Raw genomic sequence first — 17,173 nt, forward strand, 5'->3', positions numbered from 1 at the left:
CACCTATTGAGGAAACCAGAGCGATGGAAAAATATTCCGGCTTGTCGCTGGTGAAACATTCACTCAGCCACCACGAAAACTGGGAGCGACAGTGGGCCAATCCAACGCCGAACAAAAAGTACGACATTATTATTGTTGGTGCTGGCGGCCATGGTCTGGCGACTGCTTATTACCTGGCCAAGGTTCACGGCATCACTAACGTTGCGGTACTGGAAAAGAACCATCTGGCAGGCGGTAACATCGCTCGTAACACCACGATTGTTCGTTCCAACTACCTGTGGGATGAATCCGCAGCCCTGTACGAGCACAGCATGAAACTGTGGGAAGGCCTGTCGCAGGACCTGAACTACAACGTCATGTTCTCCCAGCGTGGTGTTTACCACACCTGTCACACTCTGGGTGACATGCGCGCCAATGAGCGTCTGGTTCACGCCAACCAGATCCAGGGCGTCGACAACGAAATGCTGACGGCCGAACAGCTGCAAAAAGAAATCCCGACGCTGGACTGCTCCGCCGGGGCCCGCTACCCGATCATGGGCGCATCCGTTCAGCGCCGTGCCGGTAACGCCCGTCACGATGCCGTTGCCTGGGGTTACGCTCGTGCCGCTTCTGCGCTGGGTGTCCACCTGATCCAGAACTGCGAAGTAACCGGAATGATCATCGACGGTTCCAACACCATTCGCGGTGTGAAAACCAAGCAATACGGTGAAATCCGTGCCGATCGCGTTGGTTGTGTTGCTGCCGGTAACTCCGGTGAGATGGCTCGTATGGCAGGTTTCGAAATGCCGGTTGAATCTCACCCGCTGCAGGCGCTGGTTTCCGAGCCTATCAAGCCATTCCTGGACACCGTTGTCATGTCCAACCACGTACACGGCTACATGTCCCAGTCTGACAAGGGTGACCTTGTTATTGGTGCCGGTATCGACGGCTGGGTTGGCTACGGTCAGCGCGGTTCCTACCCGATTATTGAGCACACAATTCAGGCCATCGTTGAGATGTTCCCGTGCACCAGCCGTGTTCGCATGAACCGCCAGTGGGGCGGCATCGTGGATACCACCCCTGACGCCTGTCCAATCATTGGCACCACGCCAGTGAAGAACATGTTCATGAACTGTGGCTGGGGTACTGGCGGCTTCAAAGGGACTCCGGGTTCCGGCTGGGCCTTCGCTGAAACGCTGGCACAGGGCAAACCGGGTGATCTGGCTGCTCCATTCAGCATGGACCGCTTTGTTACCGGCGCTCTGATCGATGAACACGGCGCCGCCGGTGTTGCTCACTAATCCAGTCTGAGAGGAAATCATCATGTTGCATATTTATTGTCCTCACTGCTGCGAATACCGCGAAGAGGAAGAGTTCCACTGCAAGGGCCAGGCACACATTGCCCGCCCTCTGGATCCGGATAACTGTTCCGAGCAGGAATGGGCCAACTTTATCTTTTTCCGCAAGAACACCAAGGGTCAGCACCAGGAGCTTTGGCATCACTCTGCGGGCTGCGGCAAGTTCTTTAACGTCAGCCGTAACACCATTACCTACAAGATCGAGCAGAGCTACCTGTTGGGCACCGCACCACAGCCTGTGCTGGATGTGAACAAAGAAGGAAAAGCGTGATGGCACAAGTTAACCGTACCCAGGCTGGCGGTCGCATCAATCGCGGCAAGCCGCTGTCCTTCACCTACAACGGCAAGCAGTTCACAGGTTACGAGGGTGATACCCTGGCCTCTGCACTGCTGGCCAACGGCGTCGACATCATTGGTCGAAGCTTCAAATACAGCCGTCCTCGCGGCATCGTGGCTGCTGGCGCAGAAGAACCAAACGCAGTAATGCAGGTTGGTGCCACTGAAGCCACCCAGGTGCCTAACGTCCGTGCGACCCAACAAGCGTTGTTCAACGGTCTGACTTGTTCTGCTGTGGCTGGTTGGCCAAATGTGGACTTCGACCTGATGTCCTACGTTGGCAAGATCGGCGGCAAGATGATGCCTCCGGGCTTCTACTACAAGACCTTCATGGGTCCTGCCGGCATGTGGCCAATCTACGAAAAATACATTCGTAAAGCGGCGGGTCTGGGCAAGGCACCAAAAGAGAAGGACGTCGACATCTATGACGCCATGAACCGTCACGCCGACGTCGTGGTTGTGGGTTCCGGCCCTGCGGGTCTGGCGGCGGCGCGTGCGGCAGCAAGCTCCGGTGCTCGCGTGATTCTGGCCGACGAACAGGAAGAGTTCGGTGGTTCACTGCTGCACAGCGCAGAAACCATCAACGGCAAGCCTGCGGCTGAGTGGGTGACCGAAGTGGTTGCGGAACTGGCGGGCAACAACAACGTGGTACTGCTGCCACGCGCTACTGTAAACGGCCTGCACGATCACAACTTCCTGACCATTCATGAGCGTCTGACCGACCACCTGGGCGACCGTGCTCCGACCGTCGATGGCGTCCAGATGGCACGTCACCGTATGCACAAGGTTCGCGCGCACTGCGTGATTCTGGCTACCGGTGCGCAAGAGCGTCCAATCGTATTCGCCAACAACGATGTTCCGGGCGTAATGGGTGCTTCTGCTGTAGCAACCTACATCAACCGCTACGGTGTGGTGCCAGGCAAGACTCTGGTGGTTGGTACCGCCAACGACGACGGCTACGAAGCCGCCATCGCGTGGAAGAAAGCCGGTCGCGACGTGGCTGCAATTGTGGATTCCCGTCCGGGTGCCGATGGCGACCGTGTTGAAGAAGCACGCCAGCTGGGCATCAAGATCATCTTTGGCTCCGTGGTATACGACGCCAAAGGCCAGACCCGTGTGAAAGCGGCCAAGGTTGGCGCAGTCAGCCCTGACGGCAAGAAACTGATCGGCGACAAGCTCGACATCAGCTGTGACACCATCGCCACTTCCGGCGGTTGGAGCCCGGTAGTTCACCTGTCCTGTCACTCTGGCACCCGTCCACAGTGGGACGACAAGATCATCGGTTTCGTACCGGGCGACTGCTACGAAAACCGTCTGTATGTGGGTGGTATTTCCGGCAACTACGAGCTGGGTGCGTGTCTGACCGACGGTCAGGCGGCCGGTGAAAACGCCGCCAGGTCTGCCGGTTTCACGCCAGACACCCCACGCGCCAGCTACCAGACCAACGCGGTCAAGGTATCTGCGCCAATGGCACTGTTTGTGGCTCCTCACGAGAAGCCATTCAGCCGTGCGCCAAAGCAGTTTGTTGACTACCAGAACGACGTAACCGCAGGTGGTATCGAGCTAGCCGTACGTGAAGGCTTCGAGTCCATCGAACACGTCAAGCGTTACACCGCGCTGGGCTTCGGTACCGATCAGGGCAAACTGGGTAACATCAACGGTATGGCCATTGCCGCTCAGGTTCGTGGTGCCACCATTCCTGAAGTCGGTACGACCGTATTCCGTCCGAACTACACCCCAATCGCGTTCGGCGCCATTGCTGGCCGTAACGCCGGTGAGCTGTTCGATCCGAAGCGCTACACCGCCATGCAATCCTGGCACGAAGCCAACGGCGCACTGTTTGAAGACGTGGGCCAGTGGAAGCGTCCGTGGTACTACCCTAAGCCGGGTGAAACCATGCAACAGGCACTGGATCGTGAATGTCTGGCGACCCGTGAAAGCGTGGGTATTCTGGACGCATCTACTCTGGGCAAGATCGACATTCAGGGTAAGGATGCACGTGAATTCCTCGGTCGTGTGTACACCAACGCCTGGGCCAAGCTGGCGGTAGGCAAGTGCCGTTACGGCCTGATGTGTGGCGAAGACGGCATGGTATTTGACGACGGTGTGACTTCCTGTCTGGCCGAAAACCACTTCCTGATGACCACCACTTCCGGCGGTGCCGCGCACGTACTGGAATGGCTGGAGCTGTACCATCAGACCGAATGGCCAGAACTGGAAGTCTTCATGACCTCCGTGACTGACCACTGGGCCACCATGACCATCTCTGGTCCTAACAGCCGTAAGCTGCTGGAACAGGTGAGCGAAGGTATCGATCTCGATAAAGAAGCCTTCAAGTTCATGGACTGGCGTCAGGGCAAGGTTGACGGTATCCCGGCTCGTGTATTCCGTATCTCTTTCACCGGCGAACTGAGCTACGAGATCAACGTACCGGCCAACTACGGTTTGCAGGTATGGAAGAAGCTGATGGAAGTGGGTGCGCAGTACAACATCACGCCATACGGAACCGAAACCATGCACGTACTGCGTGCTGAAAAAGGCTTCATCATTGCCGGTCAGGATACTGACGGCTCTGTGACGCCGCAGGATCTGGGCATGAGCTGGGCAGTTTCCATGAACAAGCCATTCAGCTTCATCGGTAAGCGCGGTATGAACCGTACCGACCCAACCCGTGCCAACCGCAAGGAACTGGTCGGTATCAAGACCAAGGACCCTAAAGTGGTTCTGGTTGAGGGTGCTGCCGCGGTTAACGAGCGCAACTACAAGCAAGGCTCCAACGTGGTTCAGGGACACATTACGTCCAGCTACTACAGTGCCGTGCTGGGCCGCAGCATCGCGCTGGGCATGATCAAGGACGGCTTCAACCGCATGGGCGAAACCGTGTACTACCCAACAATGGACGGCTCAGTGATCGAAGCAGAGATCTGCAGCCCGGTATTCTACGATCCAAAAGGAGACCGCCAGAATGTCTGATATCACTCAAGTCATCGTGATGAACGACTGCGCCGTCATGAACCAGTTCGCCTCCGACAACAGCAAGGCTGAAAGTCCGATGGTGAACGTCAAACGCGTCAACAGCAACAACGCTACCGTGTTTGCCAAAGAGCTGGCCTTCATGGGTCATATCATTCTGCGCGGCAAGCCAACCGACGACGCCTTCCTGTCTGGTGCCGCCAAGGTGCTGGGCACGGAACTGCCGGGTAAGCTGAGCAGCGCGGAAAGCGGTGAGTACGTGGTGCGCTGGTTGTCTCCGGACACCTGGCTGATCACCATGCCAGGTGCAGCTGCGTTCGCACTGGAAACCAGCCTGCGAGAAACCCTGACAGGTCACTATCAGGTAGTGAACGAGTCTGGCGGCCAGACCCTGCTGGTGCTGAGCGGTGAAAATGCGGAAAACGTACTGCACAAGTCCGTGCACTACGATATCCACATCAGCAACTTCCCGGTTGGCAAGGTGGTTAACACCAACTTCGCCAAAACCGGCTGTACCCTGCGTCGTCTGGGTGAGCAGGAGTTTGAACTGGTGGTGCGTCGTTCTTTCGCCGACTACGTAGCCGCCTGGATTCAGGACGCAGCGGCGGAATACGGCTTTGCCTGGCAGGGCTAACCGCATTACCGCACCCTCGATGGCCAGTCTTTGACTGGCCATTTTTTTGCCTGCGGTTTGCAGCAGGAGTCTGACACCTGACGGGCCAGCGTTGTGCCCCAATCACAGTTCTGAGCAGCGGTTTTGTTATGCTGTGCAAAACTCAACGGATGGGTCGTCATGCAAAAAGCCATTATTCGCCAGCTCGTCATTGTCGCCAGTCTGGTGATCTTCCTGATTGTCAGCGGGATGCTCGATCCTCTGCTGCCCATGCTGAACAGCCTGGACCCAAGCGACAGCCGCGACTTGCCATTCATCGGATTTGCCGTGGTGTTTATAGGCCTGTTTTTACTGGGACCAGTGCTGAAGATAGCCAAGGCAAGCAAACAGTCTGGCAAGCAGCAAACGCCACTGGAGCAGGCTTTGGCGCAGGAAAAGTGGCGCGATAACCGCATCAAAAGTAACGTCAGCCCCGGTCTTCTGGGGATATTCGGCGGCGGCTTTTTGCTGTTATTCACCGGGACTTTCAGTGCCGCAACCGTGGCACCCACAGACATAGCCAATACCCTGCAACAGGGCGAGGTCGCCCATCTGCTGGTGTACCTGTTGCCAGCAGCAGCGTTGGTGATCCTGCTTCGAGGCATTCGAGCCCAGTACCGCTACCGCACTACCCCACAGGACAGTGTGCAACTGTCACCCTTCCCCGGCCAGATTGGCGGCTTGGTGGCTGGCACACTGGACATCCTGGCCGCTCAGGGCTCGCCATCTGAGCTGATGAGCCGTCGTTATCAGGCCTCGTTGCAGTTAATGAAAACCACCACCTCCGGCTCCGGCAAAGACCGCCGCACCCATACCGCCTTGGTGTCTGAACAACAGGTAGATGCCAGCACCGAGCTAAGTGCGGTGGGCCAAAAGGTGGGGTTCAGCTTCAAGGTGCCACAGGGCTTTCCGCAATCCCGTCATGGCTCGCGCAACGGATATTGGTACCAGCTGAAAATCACCAGTACCGATGGCGACTATAGCAATACCTTTGAAATCCCGGTGTTCAAACCCACCGAGCCCCTTGAGGACATTCAACCGAGTGATCCAACGGCCAATAGCAGCCCTCAGCGAGAAGCCGTCATGGACAGCGAATTGGGCCTGGATACAGAGTTCATCAGCGAACATCCGCCTGTCACCCATCCCTTCAACGCCCATGCTTTGCCCATCAAGCTGGACAGCGGTTTGCCGAAACTGAGCTGGGTGTTTGGGTTGGTCGGCTTCGTGTTCGCCATCATTGGCGTGGTGATGATGTTTGTTGACGACGCACCAGCGATCTTCCCGCTGGTATTTACCCCGGTTGGCGCGTTGATTGCTGTCTTTGGATTGCGTTCAGCGGTCACTCGCTACCACACCGAAATCAACGCCGATACCGTCACCCACACCCGAGTAGTGATCGGCAAGCCTAAAACTCCGACCGTCTGGCAGCGTCAGCAGCTGGATCGTCTGCATCTGGTTAGCGGTGGCAGCAGTACCACCAACGGCCGCATGACCGAGTACTATCAGTTGGCCCTGCGCACACGCAGCGGCAAGGATTTGAGTCTGGAATTTGCCATCAAAGGCCGTGAGCAGGCGCTCAATCGAATGACCCAGCTAAGCGAACAAACCGGGCTGCCACTGTCTTACGATCCCCTGCCTGCCGCGCACAGTCTGGGTGGAAGCCAATAAACGCAAATTGGTATGGAGTAATAAACAGGGTGGAAAAGGAATACAGCGGAACAGAAAGAGGAAAAACGAGAACGAGCAAACGCTGAAGCCCACCGCGCCGTGGTGGGCTTCAGTGCCCGGGTTTGAACTACACGCGGATGCGGTGCAGCTCGTTACGGAAGATCAGGGAAGCGATGATCATAGCGACCACCCCAGTCCAACCAATCACCGCAAAGATTTGCCCCGTGGTGCTGCCTTCTACCCAGCCCACCAACGACGAGCCAACGGCACAGCCGAACAGCACACTGGCCAAGCCAGCAGCAATATGGGATGCAGACAGGAACATTTCACGAGTGAATCGGTTCAATCGCAAGTGGTGAACCACACGCTTGCGACGCGCCCACCAGGTGGTTGCCAGCACGGCCGCCAGAATAGCGCCCGCAGTGCTGACCGACACCTGTAGTAGCGGTACCGACCACCAGTCGATACCAAAAGCTTCTGCAAACGTAACCAGCAAACCGGCTACGGCGAAGAACATCAGTTGTTTTTTCATGTTTGCCCCCTCGACAAACGCCTATACAAAATGCCCAACCGAGAAATCCATTGCCCGACGATCGCATTCACAAGGATGTGTCGTTAGGGATTGCCAAAAAGACTCACACTGACTGCAGGACTATTAATAAGGCTAGTCCTTCCACTGGCACAGAAGCGAGATTCTGTTCACAAATTGAACAGCAAAGTCGCATTTGCCAGTTACCAAATGGCCAGCATGACCTGCTTTTGAACATCGCTAAAAGCAGACAGACTCATCGGGCGGCGCATTATGCATATTCGTAATGACCGACCCAATGCCTCTTTTGAACAAATGTGCATCAATTCCGCATTTCAGCGCTGTTTATTGCCCACACGTCATTGCCAGCTCACGCTCGCCTTGTGGCAGATGATTCCAAGGAGCCTTGAGGAGTATGGAAAGAAATTCAGACAGGAAGTTCGATACGTTATGTAAAACACAGGCTGTTCCGGTGGAACAACCTGTTCGATGACACAGCAAGGCTGTGTCATCGTCGGCTGGTCTGGCGTTTACCAGACTTCCTGATTATCAATCGCCGCCGCAGCGCCAACCAGACCCGGGTTTTCTGCCACACACAGCCACACAGGCACGGCGTTCAGGTAGCTGAAGAAACGCCCCTTGTTGGTCATATGGGCAGAGAATTCACTGCTCAGCAGCAGTTCGCGTACCCGTGGCAAAATGCCACCACAGAGGTAAACGCCACCACGGGCACCCAGTGTCAGCACCTGATCGCCAACCACGGAAGCCAGAATCCGGAAGAAACGATCCAGCGCCGCATAACCCAGCGAATTCGGGTCCTCCAGCGCCTGTGCGCTGACGTCTGCTGGCGATTCACACACCGGCTTCTCGCCACGCAATTCCGCCAGCACCTGATACAGCTCCAGCAAACCGCCACCAGACAAAATGCGCTCAACCGAAACCCGCTTATAGCGCTTGAAGAAGCCGGTCAGAATGGCCATTTCTTCTTCGCCGTTCGGCGCAAAGCTGACGTGGCCACCTTCACTGGACAGTGGGTACCAGTCTTTTTCGGCTGGAATCAGACCGCCAACACCCAGACCGGTGCCCGGACCAATCACCAAACGCGGTGCGTGTTCCATACAGGTACCGGCGTGAACTTCCACCAGCTCGTCGTCTTTCAGGTTCAACATGCCCAGCGCCATGGCGGTGAAGTCGTTCACCAGCTTGAGCTGATCCAGCTCCAGCGTGTTGATCAACTCCTGACGGTTAAACTGCCAGTGGTTATTGGTCATGTTGATGGTGTCGCCTTCCACCGGACAGGCCAACGCCAGACAGGCACGCTTGACCTTTTCGGCACCGGTTTCTTCCAGATAACAGCGAATAGCGGCATCGATGTTGGGGAAATCGGCAGTGGCCAGCGTAAGGACATTGGTCAGCTCAACGGAGCCCGGTTTAACCAATGCAAAGCGGGCGTTGGTGCCGCCGATATCGCCTACCAGTACGCGTTCACTGGTGATGTGTTGCTGCGGGCTCATCAGGCTTCAATCTCCTTGTTACGACCTGCTTCAGATGGATTACCGTGTACCTCATCGCACACGGGGGCTACGTCCTGAAAGAAATTGAATACCGTGGCACCTTGTTCCGCTTCGTTCACCTGCTGGCGCATGGGCGCAAACAGTTCGCGGCCCATGCCCATACCGTGTTGTTTGACCACCGCGGGCTCGGACGCCGGGCGTTGCAGCCAGCTGTCGTCGTCGCTAACGAGTGTCAGTTCACCGGTATTGCCGTTCAAACGGATGATGTCGCCGTCTTGCACGTGCGCCAACGGGCCACCCAAACGGGCTTCCGGACAAACGTGAATGGCGGCAGGCACTTTGCCGGAGGCACCGGACATACGGCCGTCGGTTACCAGCGCCACCTTGAATCCCTTGTCCTGCAAGGAACCCAGATACGGCGTCAGCTTATGCAGCTCTGGCATACCAAGGGCATTCGGGCCCTGATAGCGCACCACGGCAATGAAATCTTTTTCCAGCTCACCACGTTTGAAGGCATCGGCAACGTCGTCCTGGTCTTCAAAGACGATGGCCGGGGCTTCCACAATGCGGTTTGCTTCGGCAACCGCAGACACCTTGATCACACCACGGCCAAGGTTGCCTTTCATCAGTTTCAGGCCACCGTTGGGGGAAAACGGATCAGCGGCTGGACGTAGAATTTTGTCGTCGAGAGAGGTTTCGGTGCCTTCGCGCCATACCAGTTTGCCATCTTCAATGAATGGCTCCTGGGTGTAGCGGGACAGGCCATGACCCATGATGGTCATCACGTCGTTGTGCAGGTAACCGGCGCCCAACAGTTCGCGCACCACATAACCCACTCCACCGGCAGCGTGGAAGTGGTTAATGTCGGCTTCACCGTTTGGATAAACACGGGCCAGCAGTGGCACCACATCGGACAGGTCAGAGAAGTCCTGCCAGTTGATGATGACGCCCGCCGAAGCAGCAATGGCGATGATGTGCATGGTGTGGTTGGTGGAGCCACCGGTTGCCAGCAAAGCGACAATGGCGTTCACCAGGGATTTTTCATCGACGATTTCGTACAGCGGCGTGAAGCGGCCGTTTTGAGCCGTCAGACGAACCGCTTGCTGGGAAGCGTATTTGGTCAGCTCGTCACGCAGCTCGGTGCCCGGATTCACAAACGAAGAACCCGGCAGATGCAGCCCCATCATCTCCACCATCATCTGGTTGGAGTTGGCGGTGCCGTAGAAAGTACAGGTACCGGCACTGTGGTAAGAGTCGGACTCACATTGCAGCAGCTCGTCGCGGCCAACCTTGCCTTGGGCGTATTCCTGACGGATACGGGCCTTTTCCTTGTTCGGCAAACCGGACTGCATTGGTCCTGCCGGTACAAACACGGTTGGCAAATGACCGAAGCGCAAGGCGCCCATCAACAAGCCCGGTACGATCTTGTCGCACACACCCAGATACAGGGCGGAGTCAAACATATTGTGAGACAGCGATACCGCCGTCGCCATGGCAATCACATCACGGCTGAACAGCGACAATTCCATGCCAGGCTGACCCTGGGTCACACCGTCACACATGGCCGGGACGCCACCAGCAAACTGGGCCACCGAGCCCATTTCACGAACCGCAGCACGAATCAAATCCGGGTAGGTTTCAAACGGCTGATGGGCAGATAGCATGTCGTTGTAGGCAGACACCATGGCCACGTTGACCTGGTTGACCATTTTCAACACGTCTTTGTCTTCGGCATTACAGGCGGCAAAACCATGAGCCAGATTGCCACAGGACAGGGTCGCACGGTGAACCCCCTGCTCTTCTGCTGCGCGCATTTGAGCGAGATACGCTGAACGAGTGGCCTTGCTGCGCTCAATGATGCGCTGAGTGACCTGGTCGACGACGGGATGCATGGAGCCTCCTCACTTTTCGGATTTTCAGATTTTTGTAGTTGTCGGTGTTCACGGTTGCCTGCGGCAGGCCCGTTTCGATTAAAGCATGGCTCCGGCAATGGAACATCCCGCTTCAATCGGCTCGGCACAGCAGCAGCCTTTTACTTCCAACAACGAGCAACAGCATTGATTTCATTGTCGCTCAGGCTTGGGAGTTCGGCTTCTGCGATGCCTTCAAATTCCGGTATTTAGCTCTTCATTCACGAACGAGTTGTACAAATTCGACTATGACAACGCTGTCATTTTCCCGAATTTATTCGAAACTTTCACCCAAAAAAATGTTTCCGAATCTGACAAGTACGCTCTGACATGGTGAATTCCCGGCTTTTCTACCGATGTTTTTATGTAAGTTTACAAACAAAACGTGCCATATCCTAGCTAATCATCTTGACACAACCAAGATCGAGTGTAATTTTTACGAAAAATAACGAAGCGATAATTTCCTTCGGCAAGCACTGATCACGACCCGATAGCAGCGCTTGTGTTGGTCATTTCCTTCATCAATAAGAATCAAATATAAGAATCTCGAGGCACACTATGACTATTCGCGTAGCCATCAACGGTTTTGGACGCATCGGCCGCAACGTTTTGCGCGCCCTGTACGAAAACAACTACCGTGACCGCATCGAAGTGGTTGCCATCAACGACCTGGCCCCCCCTGCCACCAACGCCCACCTGTTCCAGTACGACAGTGTGCATGGCCGCTTTAACGGCGACGTCAGCGCCGACGACCACAGCATCACCATCAATGGCGACCGCATTGCCGTCAGCGCCGTTCGTGACCCGGCAGAACTGCCATGGGCCGACAACAAGGTCGATGTGGTGTACGAATGCACCGGTATTTTCACCAGTCGTGACAGCGCTGCCAAACACCTCACCGCCGGCGCCAAAAAGGTCATCATCTCGGCGCCTGGTAAAGAGGTAGACGCCACCGTGGTGTACGGCGTCAACGACGATGTATTGACCCGCGACCACCAGATCATTTCCAACGCCTCCTGCACCACCAACTGTTTGTCACCGGTGGCCCAGGTACTGCAACGCGAAGTGGGCATTGAGAGCGGTCTGATGACCACCATTCACGCCTACACCAACGACCAGAACCTGTCCGACGTGTACCACTCCGACCTGTACCGTGCCCGTTCTGCTACCCAGTCCATGATCCCGACCAAAACCGGTGCTGCTGCCGCCGTCGGTCTGGTACTGCCGGAACTGGCAGGTAAATTCGACGGCATGGCCGTGCGTGTACCGACCATCAATGTGTCACTGGTCGACCTGAGCTTTATTGCCGAGCGCCCAACCACGGTGGAAGAAGTCAACGCCATGATGAAAGCTGCGGCAGCGCAGTCACCTGTATTGGGCTATAACGAAGCGCCGCTGGTATCGATCGACTTCAACCACGACCCTCGCTCGTCCATCTTCGACGGCAGCCAGACCAAGGTGTCCGGCCGACTCGTAAAAGTAATGGCCTGGTACGACAACGAATGGGGTTTCTCGAACCGAATGCTGGACAATACGCTGGCACTGATTAACGCCAAGTAAGAGGCTTCCATGCTCCGCAGAACCAAAATTGTTGCCACTCTGGGCCCGGCCACCAACACTCCGGAAAAACTGGAAGCGTTGATTGCCGCCGGTGCCGACGTGGTGCGCCTGAACTTCTCCCACGGCGAAGCTGACGACCACCGTCAGCGCGCCGACATGGTGCGTGAAGCGGCTCGTAAGCAAGGCCGTTTTGTTGCCATTCTGGGCGATCTGCAAGGCCCGAAAATTCGCATCGCCCGCTTTGCCGACAAAAAAGTCCATCTGGATATTGGCCAGGCTTTCGCCCTTGACGCCACATTAGGCAACGAAGCCGGCGACAAGGATCAGGTCGGCATCGACTACAAGCAGCTGATTGAAGACGCCAGCGTTGGCGACATTCTGCTGCTGGACGATGGGCGCGTGGTATTGGAAGTCACCGCTACGCACCCGCAAAAACTCGATACCGTGGTGAAAGTGGGTGGCTGGCTGTCCAATAACAAGGGCATCAACCGTCAGGGCGGCGGCCTGTCAGCCAAGGCGCTGACCGATAAGGACAAGCAGGACATCAAGCTGGCGGCGTCACTTGGTGTAGATTATCTGGCGGTGTCCTTCCCTCGTGATGCAGCCGACATGAACGAAGCCCGCGAGCTGCTGCAGGCGGCTGGCGGTCATGCGCATCTGGTGTCGAAAATTGAACGTGCTGAATGCGTTGCCGATGACGACACCCTCGACGGCATCATTCTGGCGTCCGACGCCGTGATGGTTGCCCGTGGCGATCTGGCCGTGGAAATTGGCGATGCCGAACTGGTCGGCGTGCAGAAGAAGATCATCAAGCGCTCACGTCAACTCAACCGTACCGTGATCACCGCCACCCAGATGATGGAGTCGATGATTTCCAGCCCAATGCCAACCCGCGCTGAAGTGTCCGACGTTGCCAACGCGGTACTGGACTGCACCGACGCGGTGATGCTGTCCGCGGAAACCGCCGCCGGTGACTACCCGGTAGAAGCAGTGGAAGCCATGAGCCGGGTGATCATTGGTGCCGAGAAGCAGCCGATCAACAAGCGCTCCCATCACCGCCTGCACAAGGACTTCCACGACATCGATGAAACCATTGCGATGTCGGCCATGTACGCTGCCAACCACCTGGTTGGTGTGAAGGCGGTGATCTGCCTGACCGAAAGCGGTGCCACGCCACGGCTGATGTCGCGCTTGCGCTCGCATTTGCCGATTTACGCCTACTGTCGCAATGAAGCCACCCAGAACCGTGTGGCCTTGTACCGCGGTGTGCAAACCATCCCGTTCTACTCCGACCAACTGCCACCGGAACAGGTGAACCCAAAAGCCATTGAGCTTTTGAAAGAAGTTGGCGAAGTCAGCAGCGGCGATCTGGTGGTGATGACCAAAGGCGATTTCCACGATGCCCAGGGCGGCACCGACATGCTCAAGATTGTGCGTGTGCGCTGATACTCATTCGTCTGTTTGACGTTTCACGGCTGCCCTTCGGGGCATTTAGGGAGAGCATGGCTCTCCCTTTTTTTGGCCAAAAAAGCAGCAACACCCGCCGTTCAATACCGCCTTTGGGCTGGCATCCAGGCCTGACTGTTCTATAGTGGAAGGATAAAAAGTCGACCGATAACACCGGGCCCGAACCGAGGGAGCTTGTTGATGCTGGGAATGATTTTTACCGAAATGGTCGAAATGATCGAAGAGACATTTTCGCCCGATATGGCCGATGAAATTCTCGACGAAGCCAACCTCGAACACGGTGGCGCCTACACCGCCGTCGGTTACTACCCGTTCGAGGAAGTGGTGACACTGGTCACCTTGCTGTCGCAAAAAACCGGCATGCCGGTGCCCGACCTGATTGAAGCCTTCGGCAGTTACCTGTTCAACTCCTTCACCAAAAGCCACGCGCAGTTACTGGTGAACAAGCACTCCTTATTCGACCTGCTCGATACCCTCGACGGTGATATCCACAAGGAAGTCTACAAACTCTACCCCGATGCAGCGCTGCCGAAATTCAATGTCGTCAGCAAAACCGACCACTCGCTGGAAATGGAATACCGTTCCGAGCGCAACCTTCAGCCACTGGCGCTGGGCCTGATGAAAGGTGCCGCCGACTACTTTGGCCACCAGCAGGTGCAAATAGAACAACAGCCACTGGACGATGGAGCGACGCTGTTCCGTGTCAGCATCTGACGACCTGTTCATGACCGACCTCACCAAGGACATACAGCGCTTGCAGCGCAAAGCCGAACGGGAACGCGCAGCCCGCAAGGCCGCAGAGCAACTGCTGAACGTCAAATCGCTGGAGCTGTATGACGCTCTGGAGCTTGGCAAGAAAGACCGCAACAAACTGGAATTGGCCATCTGGGCTGGCAACGAATCCATCTGGGATTGGAACGCCGACGAGCAAATCTACGAGCTGATGAGCTATCCCAGTGGGGCCTCGGAAGTGGTCCGCACCTGGGGCAACACCGCTCAGGTCGTAAAACGCATCCACCCGGACGACCGCCAGGAATTCATCACCAATTGGCAGCTGTTCCTGTCGGACATGCTCGACTCGTTTGACCTGCTGCTGCGCTATCGCCTGCCCCGCGATCCGAACCGCACCCAAAGCAAGGAAGACGCCCTTGCCCAACGGGAAAATCACGAGCTGCAACTGACCGCGCCGCGTCAGCCGACCAGTCCGGACGACTTACAGGCAAATCATTCACCGACAGACGCCTCTCGGGCTTACTCCCCCCAACCAGATACCGCCAAGCCAGATACAGCACAACCGGACACAACCCAGCCAGACCTGCAACAGTGGCGCTGGCTGCATTGGCGCGGCCGCATTGTCGAACGGGACAAACAAGGCACGCCGACCCGGGCGGTTGGCACCGTCAAGGACATCACCAATTACCGCCGCACCCAGGAATCCTACCGGCTGATGGCCCGCGCCTTCGCCAGCAGCCGCGATGCCATGGTGATTACCGACCAGCACGGCCATATTCAAGAAGCCAACCAGGGCTTCCAGGATTTATTCAAACTGACCCCGGCTCGCTATCACGGCCGCAGTCTGGATGAATTCGTCGACATGGTCGACGTTGCCAAGCGCACCCTTAATGAGCACGGCAGCATTTCCTTTGAAACCAGCAGCACCCGCGCTACCAATGACAGCCCGAATACCGACCCAAAAACCGATGCGGGCATACCACTGGAAGTCTCGCTGAATCACTTCCAGCCCGACGACGCCAGTCACTTCTACAGCATCATCACCCTTCGAGACCTCAGCGAACGCAACAAGGCACAGCAGGCGCTGGAACACATGGCCAGTCACGACGGCCTGACCAACCTGCCCAATCGCGGCACCCTGCACGAACAACTGGAGCGAATGCTTGGCTCGGCCAGCGAGCAGCGACCATTAGCCGTGATGTTTGTCGACCTCGATGGCTTCAAGGCCGTTAACGATGAGTTTGGTCATATTGCCGCCGACTTGCTGCTGGTATCGCAGGCCCGCCGACTCAAACGCATCACCCCCAAAGACGGCCTGGTGGCACGTTGGGGTGGCGATGAATTTGTGGTTGCCTGGTGGCCGGAGCGCCATCCCATCGACGCCGACCCGATTCCCTCAGCGGTACTCAAAACCATCCGAGAACCCATGGGGCTGCATGGTGCCAGCATCCGCCTGTCGGCCAGCATTGGCATTGTTGAAACCACCGACGCCGAAGTAGGCGCCACCCAGCTGATCCGCGAAGCCGACACTGCCATGTACGAAGCCAAGGCGCAGGGGCGCAACCGCATTCAGGCGTTCTGCAAGGGCATGGGCAAAGCCGCAATGCACCGCGCCAGTCTGGTATCCGAACTGGCGCAAGCCATTGAGCAAGACCAAATCAGCTTTCACGTACAACCCAAGTTCGACCAAAACCAACGCATCGTCGGCGGCGAAATGCTGGCCCGCTGGACCTCACAGAGCAGTGGCTTTGTGTCACCGGCTGAGTTCATTCCAATGATTGAACAAAACGGCCTCAACGCCGCGTTCGCAGAAGCCGTGATGCGCAACGGCTGTCGTTATGCCCGCCAGATTGTTGCCGTTGACCCAGCCGCCCACCTGGCCATCAACCTGTCTGGCTGGCAATTGCTGGATACGTCTCTGCCCGAGAAACTCAAAACCCACTGCAACAACGAACAGATCGACTGCAAGGCACTGGAATTGGAAATCACCGAATCCGTGTTCCTGCAACCCGACAGCGACCCGGTATCCATCATGAACCGGCTGCGCAAAAAGGGCTTCCGTATCGCCATTGACGACTTCGGCACCGGCTACTCCTCACTGAGCTACCTGCGCGACATGCCATTGGACACCGTCAAAATCGACCGCAGTTTTGTGATCGACGCCGACGCCAATGAGCGCGCCCACAAAATCCTCTCGGCCATCATCACCATGAGCCACCAGCTGGACATGAAAGTGGTGGCCGAAGGCGTTGAAACTGACGGCCAATGGCAACTGTTGCGCGACCTCGACGTAGAAATCTACCAGGGCTTCCTGTTCGGCAGACCCATGCCCTTCGACGACTTCCTGCAATTGCTGAAGCAGCAGAGCGACTGAAGTCTGAAGTCTGAAGTCTGAAGTCTGAAGTCTGAAGTCTGAAGTCTGAAGTCTGAAGTCTGAAGTCTGAAGTCTGAAGTCTGAAGTCTGAAGTCTGAAGTCTGAAGTCTGAAGTCTGAAG

The 17,173-nt window shown here is 56.7% G+C and carries 12 protein-coding genes; 9 read left to right on the plus strand and 3 right to left on the minus strand.

Annotated features, from left to right (window positions below):
- Positions 1–23: 23 nt before the first annotated feature.
- The 5 genes from ACXADJ_RS14195 (at position 24) to ACXADJ_RS14215 (ending at position 6,966) form a co-directional block, all read left to right on the plus strand.
- Positions 24–1,280 (plus strand): sarcosine oxidase subunit beta family protein, encoded by a 1,257-nt coding sequence (locus ACXADJ_RS14195; protein ID WP_028292380.1) that lies wholly within the window; start codon positions 24–26, stop codon positions 1,278–1,280.
- 22 nt (positions 1,281–1,302) lie between these two features.
- Positions 1,303–1,608, plus strand: coding sequence for a sarcosine oxidase subunit delta (locus ACXADJ_RS14200; RefSeq protein ID WP_028292379.1), 306 nt, complete (start codon positions 1,303–1,305; stop codon positions 1,606–1,608).
- Positions 1,608–4,646 carry a sarcosine oxidase subunit alpha family protein gene (locus ACXADJ_RS14205; protein WP_475067074.1) on the plus strand — a complete coding sequence of 1,013 codons (3,039 nt, stop codon included), beginning with the start codon at positions 1,608–1,610 and terminating at the stop codon, positions 4,644–4,646. Before ACXADJ_RS14200 ends, ACXADJ_RS14205 begins: the two co-directional genes overlap by 1 nt.
- Positions 4,639–5,280, plus strand: coding sequence for a sarcosine oxidase subunit gamma (locus tag ACXADJ_RS14210; protein WP_475067076.1), 642 nt, complete (start codon positions 4,639–4,641; stop codon positions 5,278–5,280). Before ACXADJ_RS14205 ends, ACXADJ_RS14210 begins: the two co-directional genes overlap by 8 nt.
- A 159-nt stretch (positions 5,281–5,439) precedes the next feature.
- Positions 5,440–6,966 (plus strand): hypothetical protein, encoded by a 1,527-nt coding sequence (locus ACXADJ_RS14215; RefSeq protein WP_475067078.1) that lies wholly within the window; start codon positions 5,440–5,442, stop codon positions 6,964–6,966.
- A 127-nt stretch (positions 6,967–7,093) separates the two neighbouring features.
- Here the strand turns inward: ACXADJ_RS14215 and ACXADJ_RS14220 are convergent, their stop codons facing one another.
- The 3 genes from ACXADJ_RS14220 to edd all read right to left on the minus strand — a co-directional run bounded on the left by ACXADJ_RS14220 (position 7,094) and on the right by edd (position 10,901).
- Positions 7,094–7,498, minus strand: a complete 405-nt coding sequence (locus ACXADJ_RS14220) for a hypothetical protein (protein ID WP_475067080.1) — start codon at positions 7,496–7,498, stop codon at positions 7,094–7,096.
- A gap of 527 nt (positions 7,499–8,025) precedes the next feature.
- A complete protein-coding gene (locus tag ACXADJ_RS14225) occupies positions 8,026–9,009 on the minus strand; it encodes a glucokinase (RefSeq protein WP_051218855.1) in 984 nt (327 codons plus the stop codon).
- Positions 9,009–10,901, minus strand: a complete 1,893-nt coding sequence (gene edd / locus ACXADJ_RS14230) for a phosphogluconate dehydratase (RefSeq protein WP_475067083.1) — start codon at positions 10,899–10,901, stop codon at positions 9,009–9,011. Before edd ends, ACXADJ_RS14225 begins: the two co-directional genes overlap by 1 nt.
- A 576-nt stretch (positions 10,902–11,477) precedes the next feature.
- Here edd and gap point away from each other — a divergent pair.
- The 4 genes from gap (at position 11,478) to ACXADJ_RS14250 (ending at position 17,052) form a co-directional block, all read left to right on the plus strand.
- The gene (gap, locus tag ACXADJ_RS14235) at positions 11,478–12,479 is read left to right on the plus strand and encodes a type I glyceraldehyde-3-phosphate dehydrogenase (RefSeq protein WP_475067084.1); all 1,002 of its coding nucleotides are present in this window, start codon (positions 11,478–11,480) and stop codon (positions 12,477–12,479) included.
- A 9-nt stretch (positions 12,480–12,488) separates the two neighbouring features.
- The gene (pyk, locus tag ACXADJ_RS14240) at positions 12,489–13,925 is read left to right on the plus strand and encodes a pyruvate kinase (protein ID WP_475067086.1); all 1,437 of its coding nucleotides are present in this window, start codon (positions 12,489–12,491) and stop codon (positions 13,923–13,925) included.
- Positions 13,926–14,126: 201 nt separating this feature from the next.
- On the plus strand, positions 14,127–14,660 hold the full coding sequence (locus tag ACXADJ_RS14245) for a heme NO-binding domain-containing protein (RefSeq protein WP_475067088.1): 534 nt from the start codon (positions 14,127–14,129) through the stop codon (positions 14,658–14,660).
- Positions 14,647–17,052, plus strand: coding sequence for a putative bifunctional diguanylate cyclase/phosphodiesterase (locus tag ACXADJ_RS14250; protein WP_475067090.1), 2,406 nt, complete (start codon positions 14,647–14,649; stop codon positions 17,050–17,052). The genes ACXADJ_RS14245 and ACXADJ_RS14250 overlap by 14 nt, the downstream gene beginning before the upstream one ends.
- The last annotated feature ends 121 nt before the right edge of the window (positions 17,053–17,173 follow it).

It is taken from the genome of Oceanobacter sp. ABM4_470, assembly GCF_056158645.1.

Bases quoted from the DNA above. Each gene is read 5' to 3' on its own strand.
- ACXADJ_RS14195 (WP_028292380.1), top strand. From the start codon at position 24: ATGGAAAAATATTCCGGCTTGTCGCTGGTGAAACATTCACTCAGCCAC.
- ACXADJ_RS14200 (WP_028292379.1), top strand. From the start codon at position 1,303: ATGTTGCATATTTATTGTCCTCACTGCTGCGAATACCGCGAAGAGGAA.
- ACXADJ_RS14205 (WP_475067074.1), top strand. From the start codon at position 1,608: ATGGCACAAGTTAACCGTACCCAGGCTGGCGGTCGCATCAATCGCGGC.
- ACXADJ_RS14210 (WP_475067076.1), top strand. From the start codon at position 4,639: ATGTCTGATATCACTCAAGTCATCGTGATGAACGACTGCGCCGTCATG.
- ACXADJ_RS14215 (WP_475067078.1), top strand. From the start codon at position 5,440: ATGCAAAAAGCCATTATTCGCCAGCTCGTCATTGTCGCCAGTCTGGTG.
- ACXADJ_RS14220 (WP_475067080.1), bottom strand. From the start codon at position 7,498: ATGAAAAAACAACTGATGTTCTTCGCCGTAGCCGGTTTGCTGGTTACG.
- ACXADJ_RS14225 (WP_051218855.1), bottom strand. From the start codon at position 9,009: ATGAGCCCGCAGCAACACATCACCAGTGAACGCGTACTGGTAGGCGAT.
- edd (WP_475067083.1), bottom strand. From the start codon at position 10,901: ATGCATCCCGTCGTCGACCAGGTCACTCAGCGCATCATTGAGCGCAGC.
- gap (WP_475067084.1), top strand. From the start codon at position 11,478: ATGACTATTCGCGTAGCCATCAACGGTTTTGGACGCATCGGCCGCAAC.
- pyk (WP_475067086.1), top strand. From the start codon at position 12,489: ATGCTCCGCAGAACCAAAATTGTTGCCACTCTGGGCCCGGCCACCAAC.
- ACXADJ_RS14245 (WP_475067088.1), top strand. From the start codon at position 14,127: ATGCTGGGAATGATTTTTACCGAAATGGTCGAAATGATCGAAGAGACA.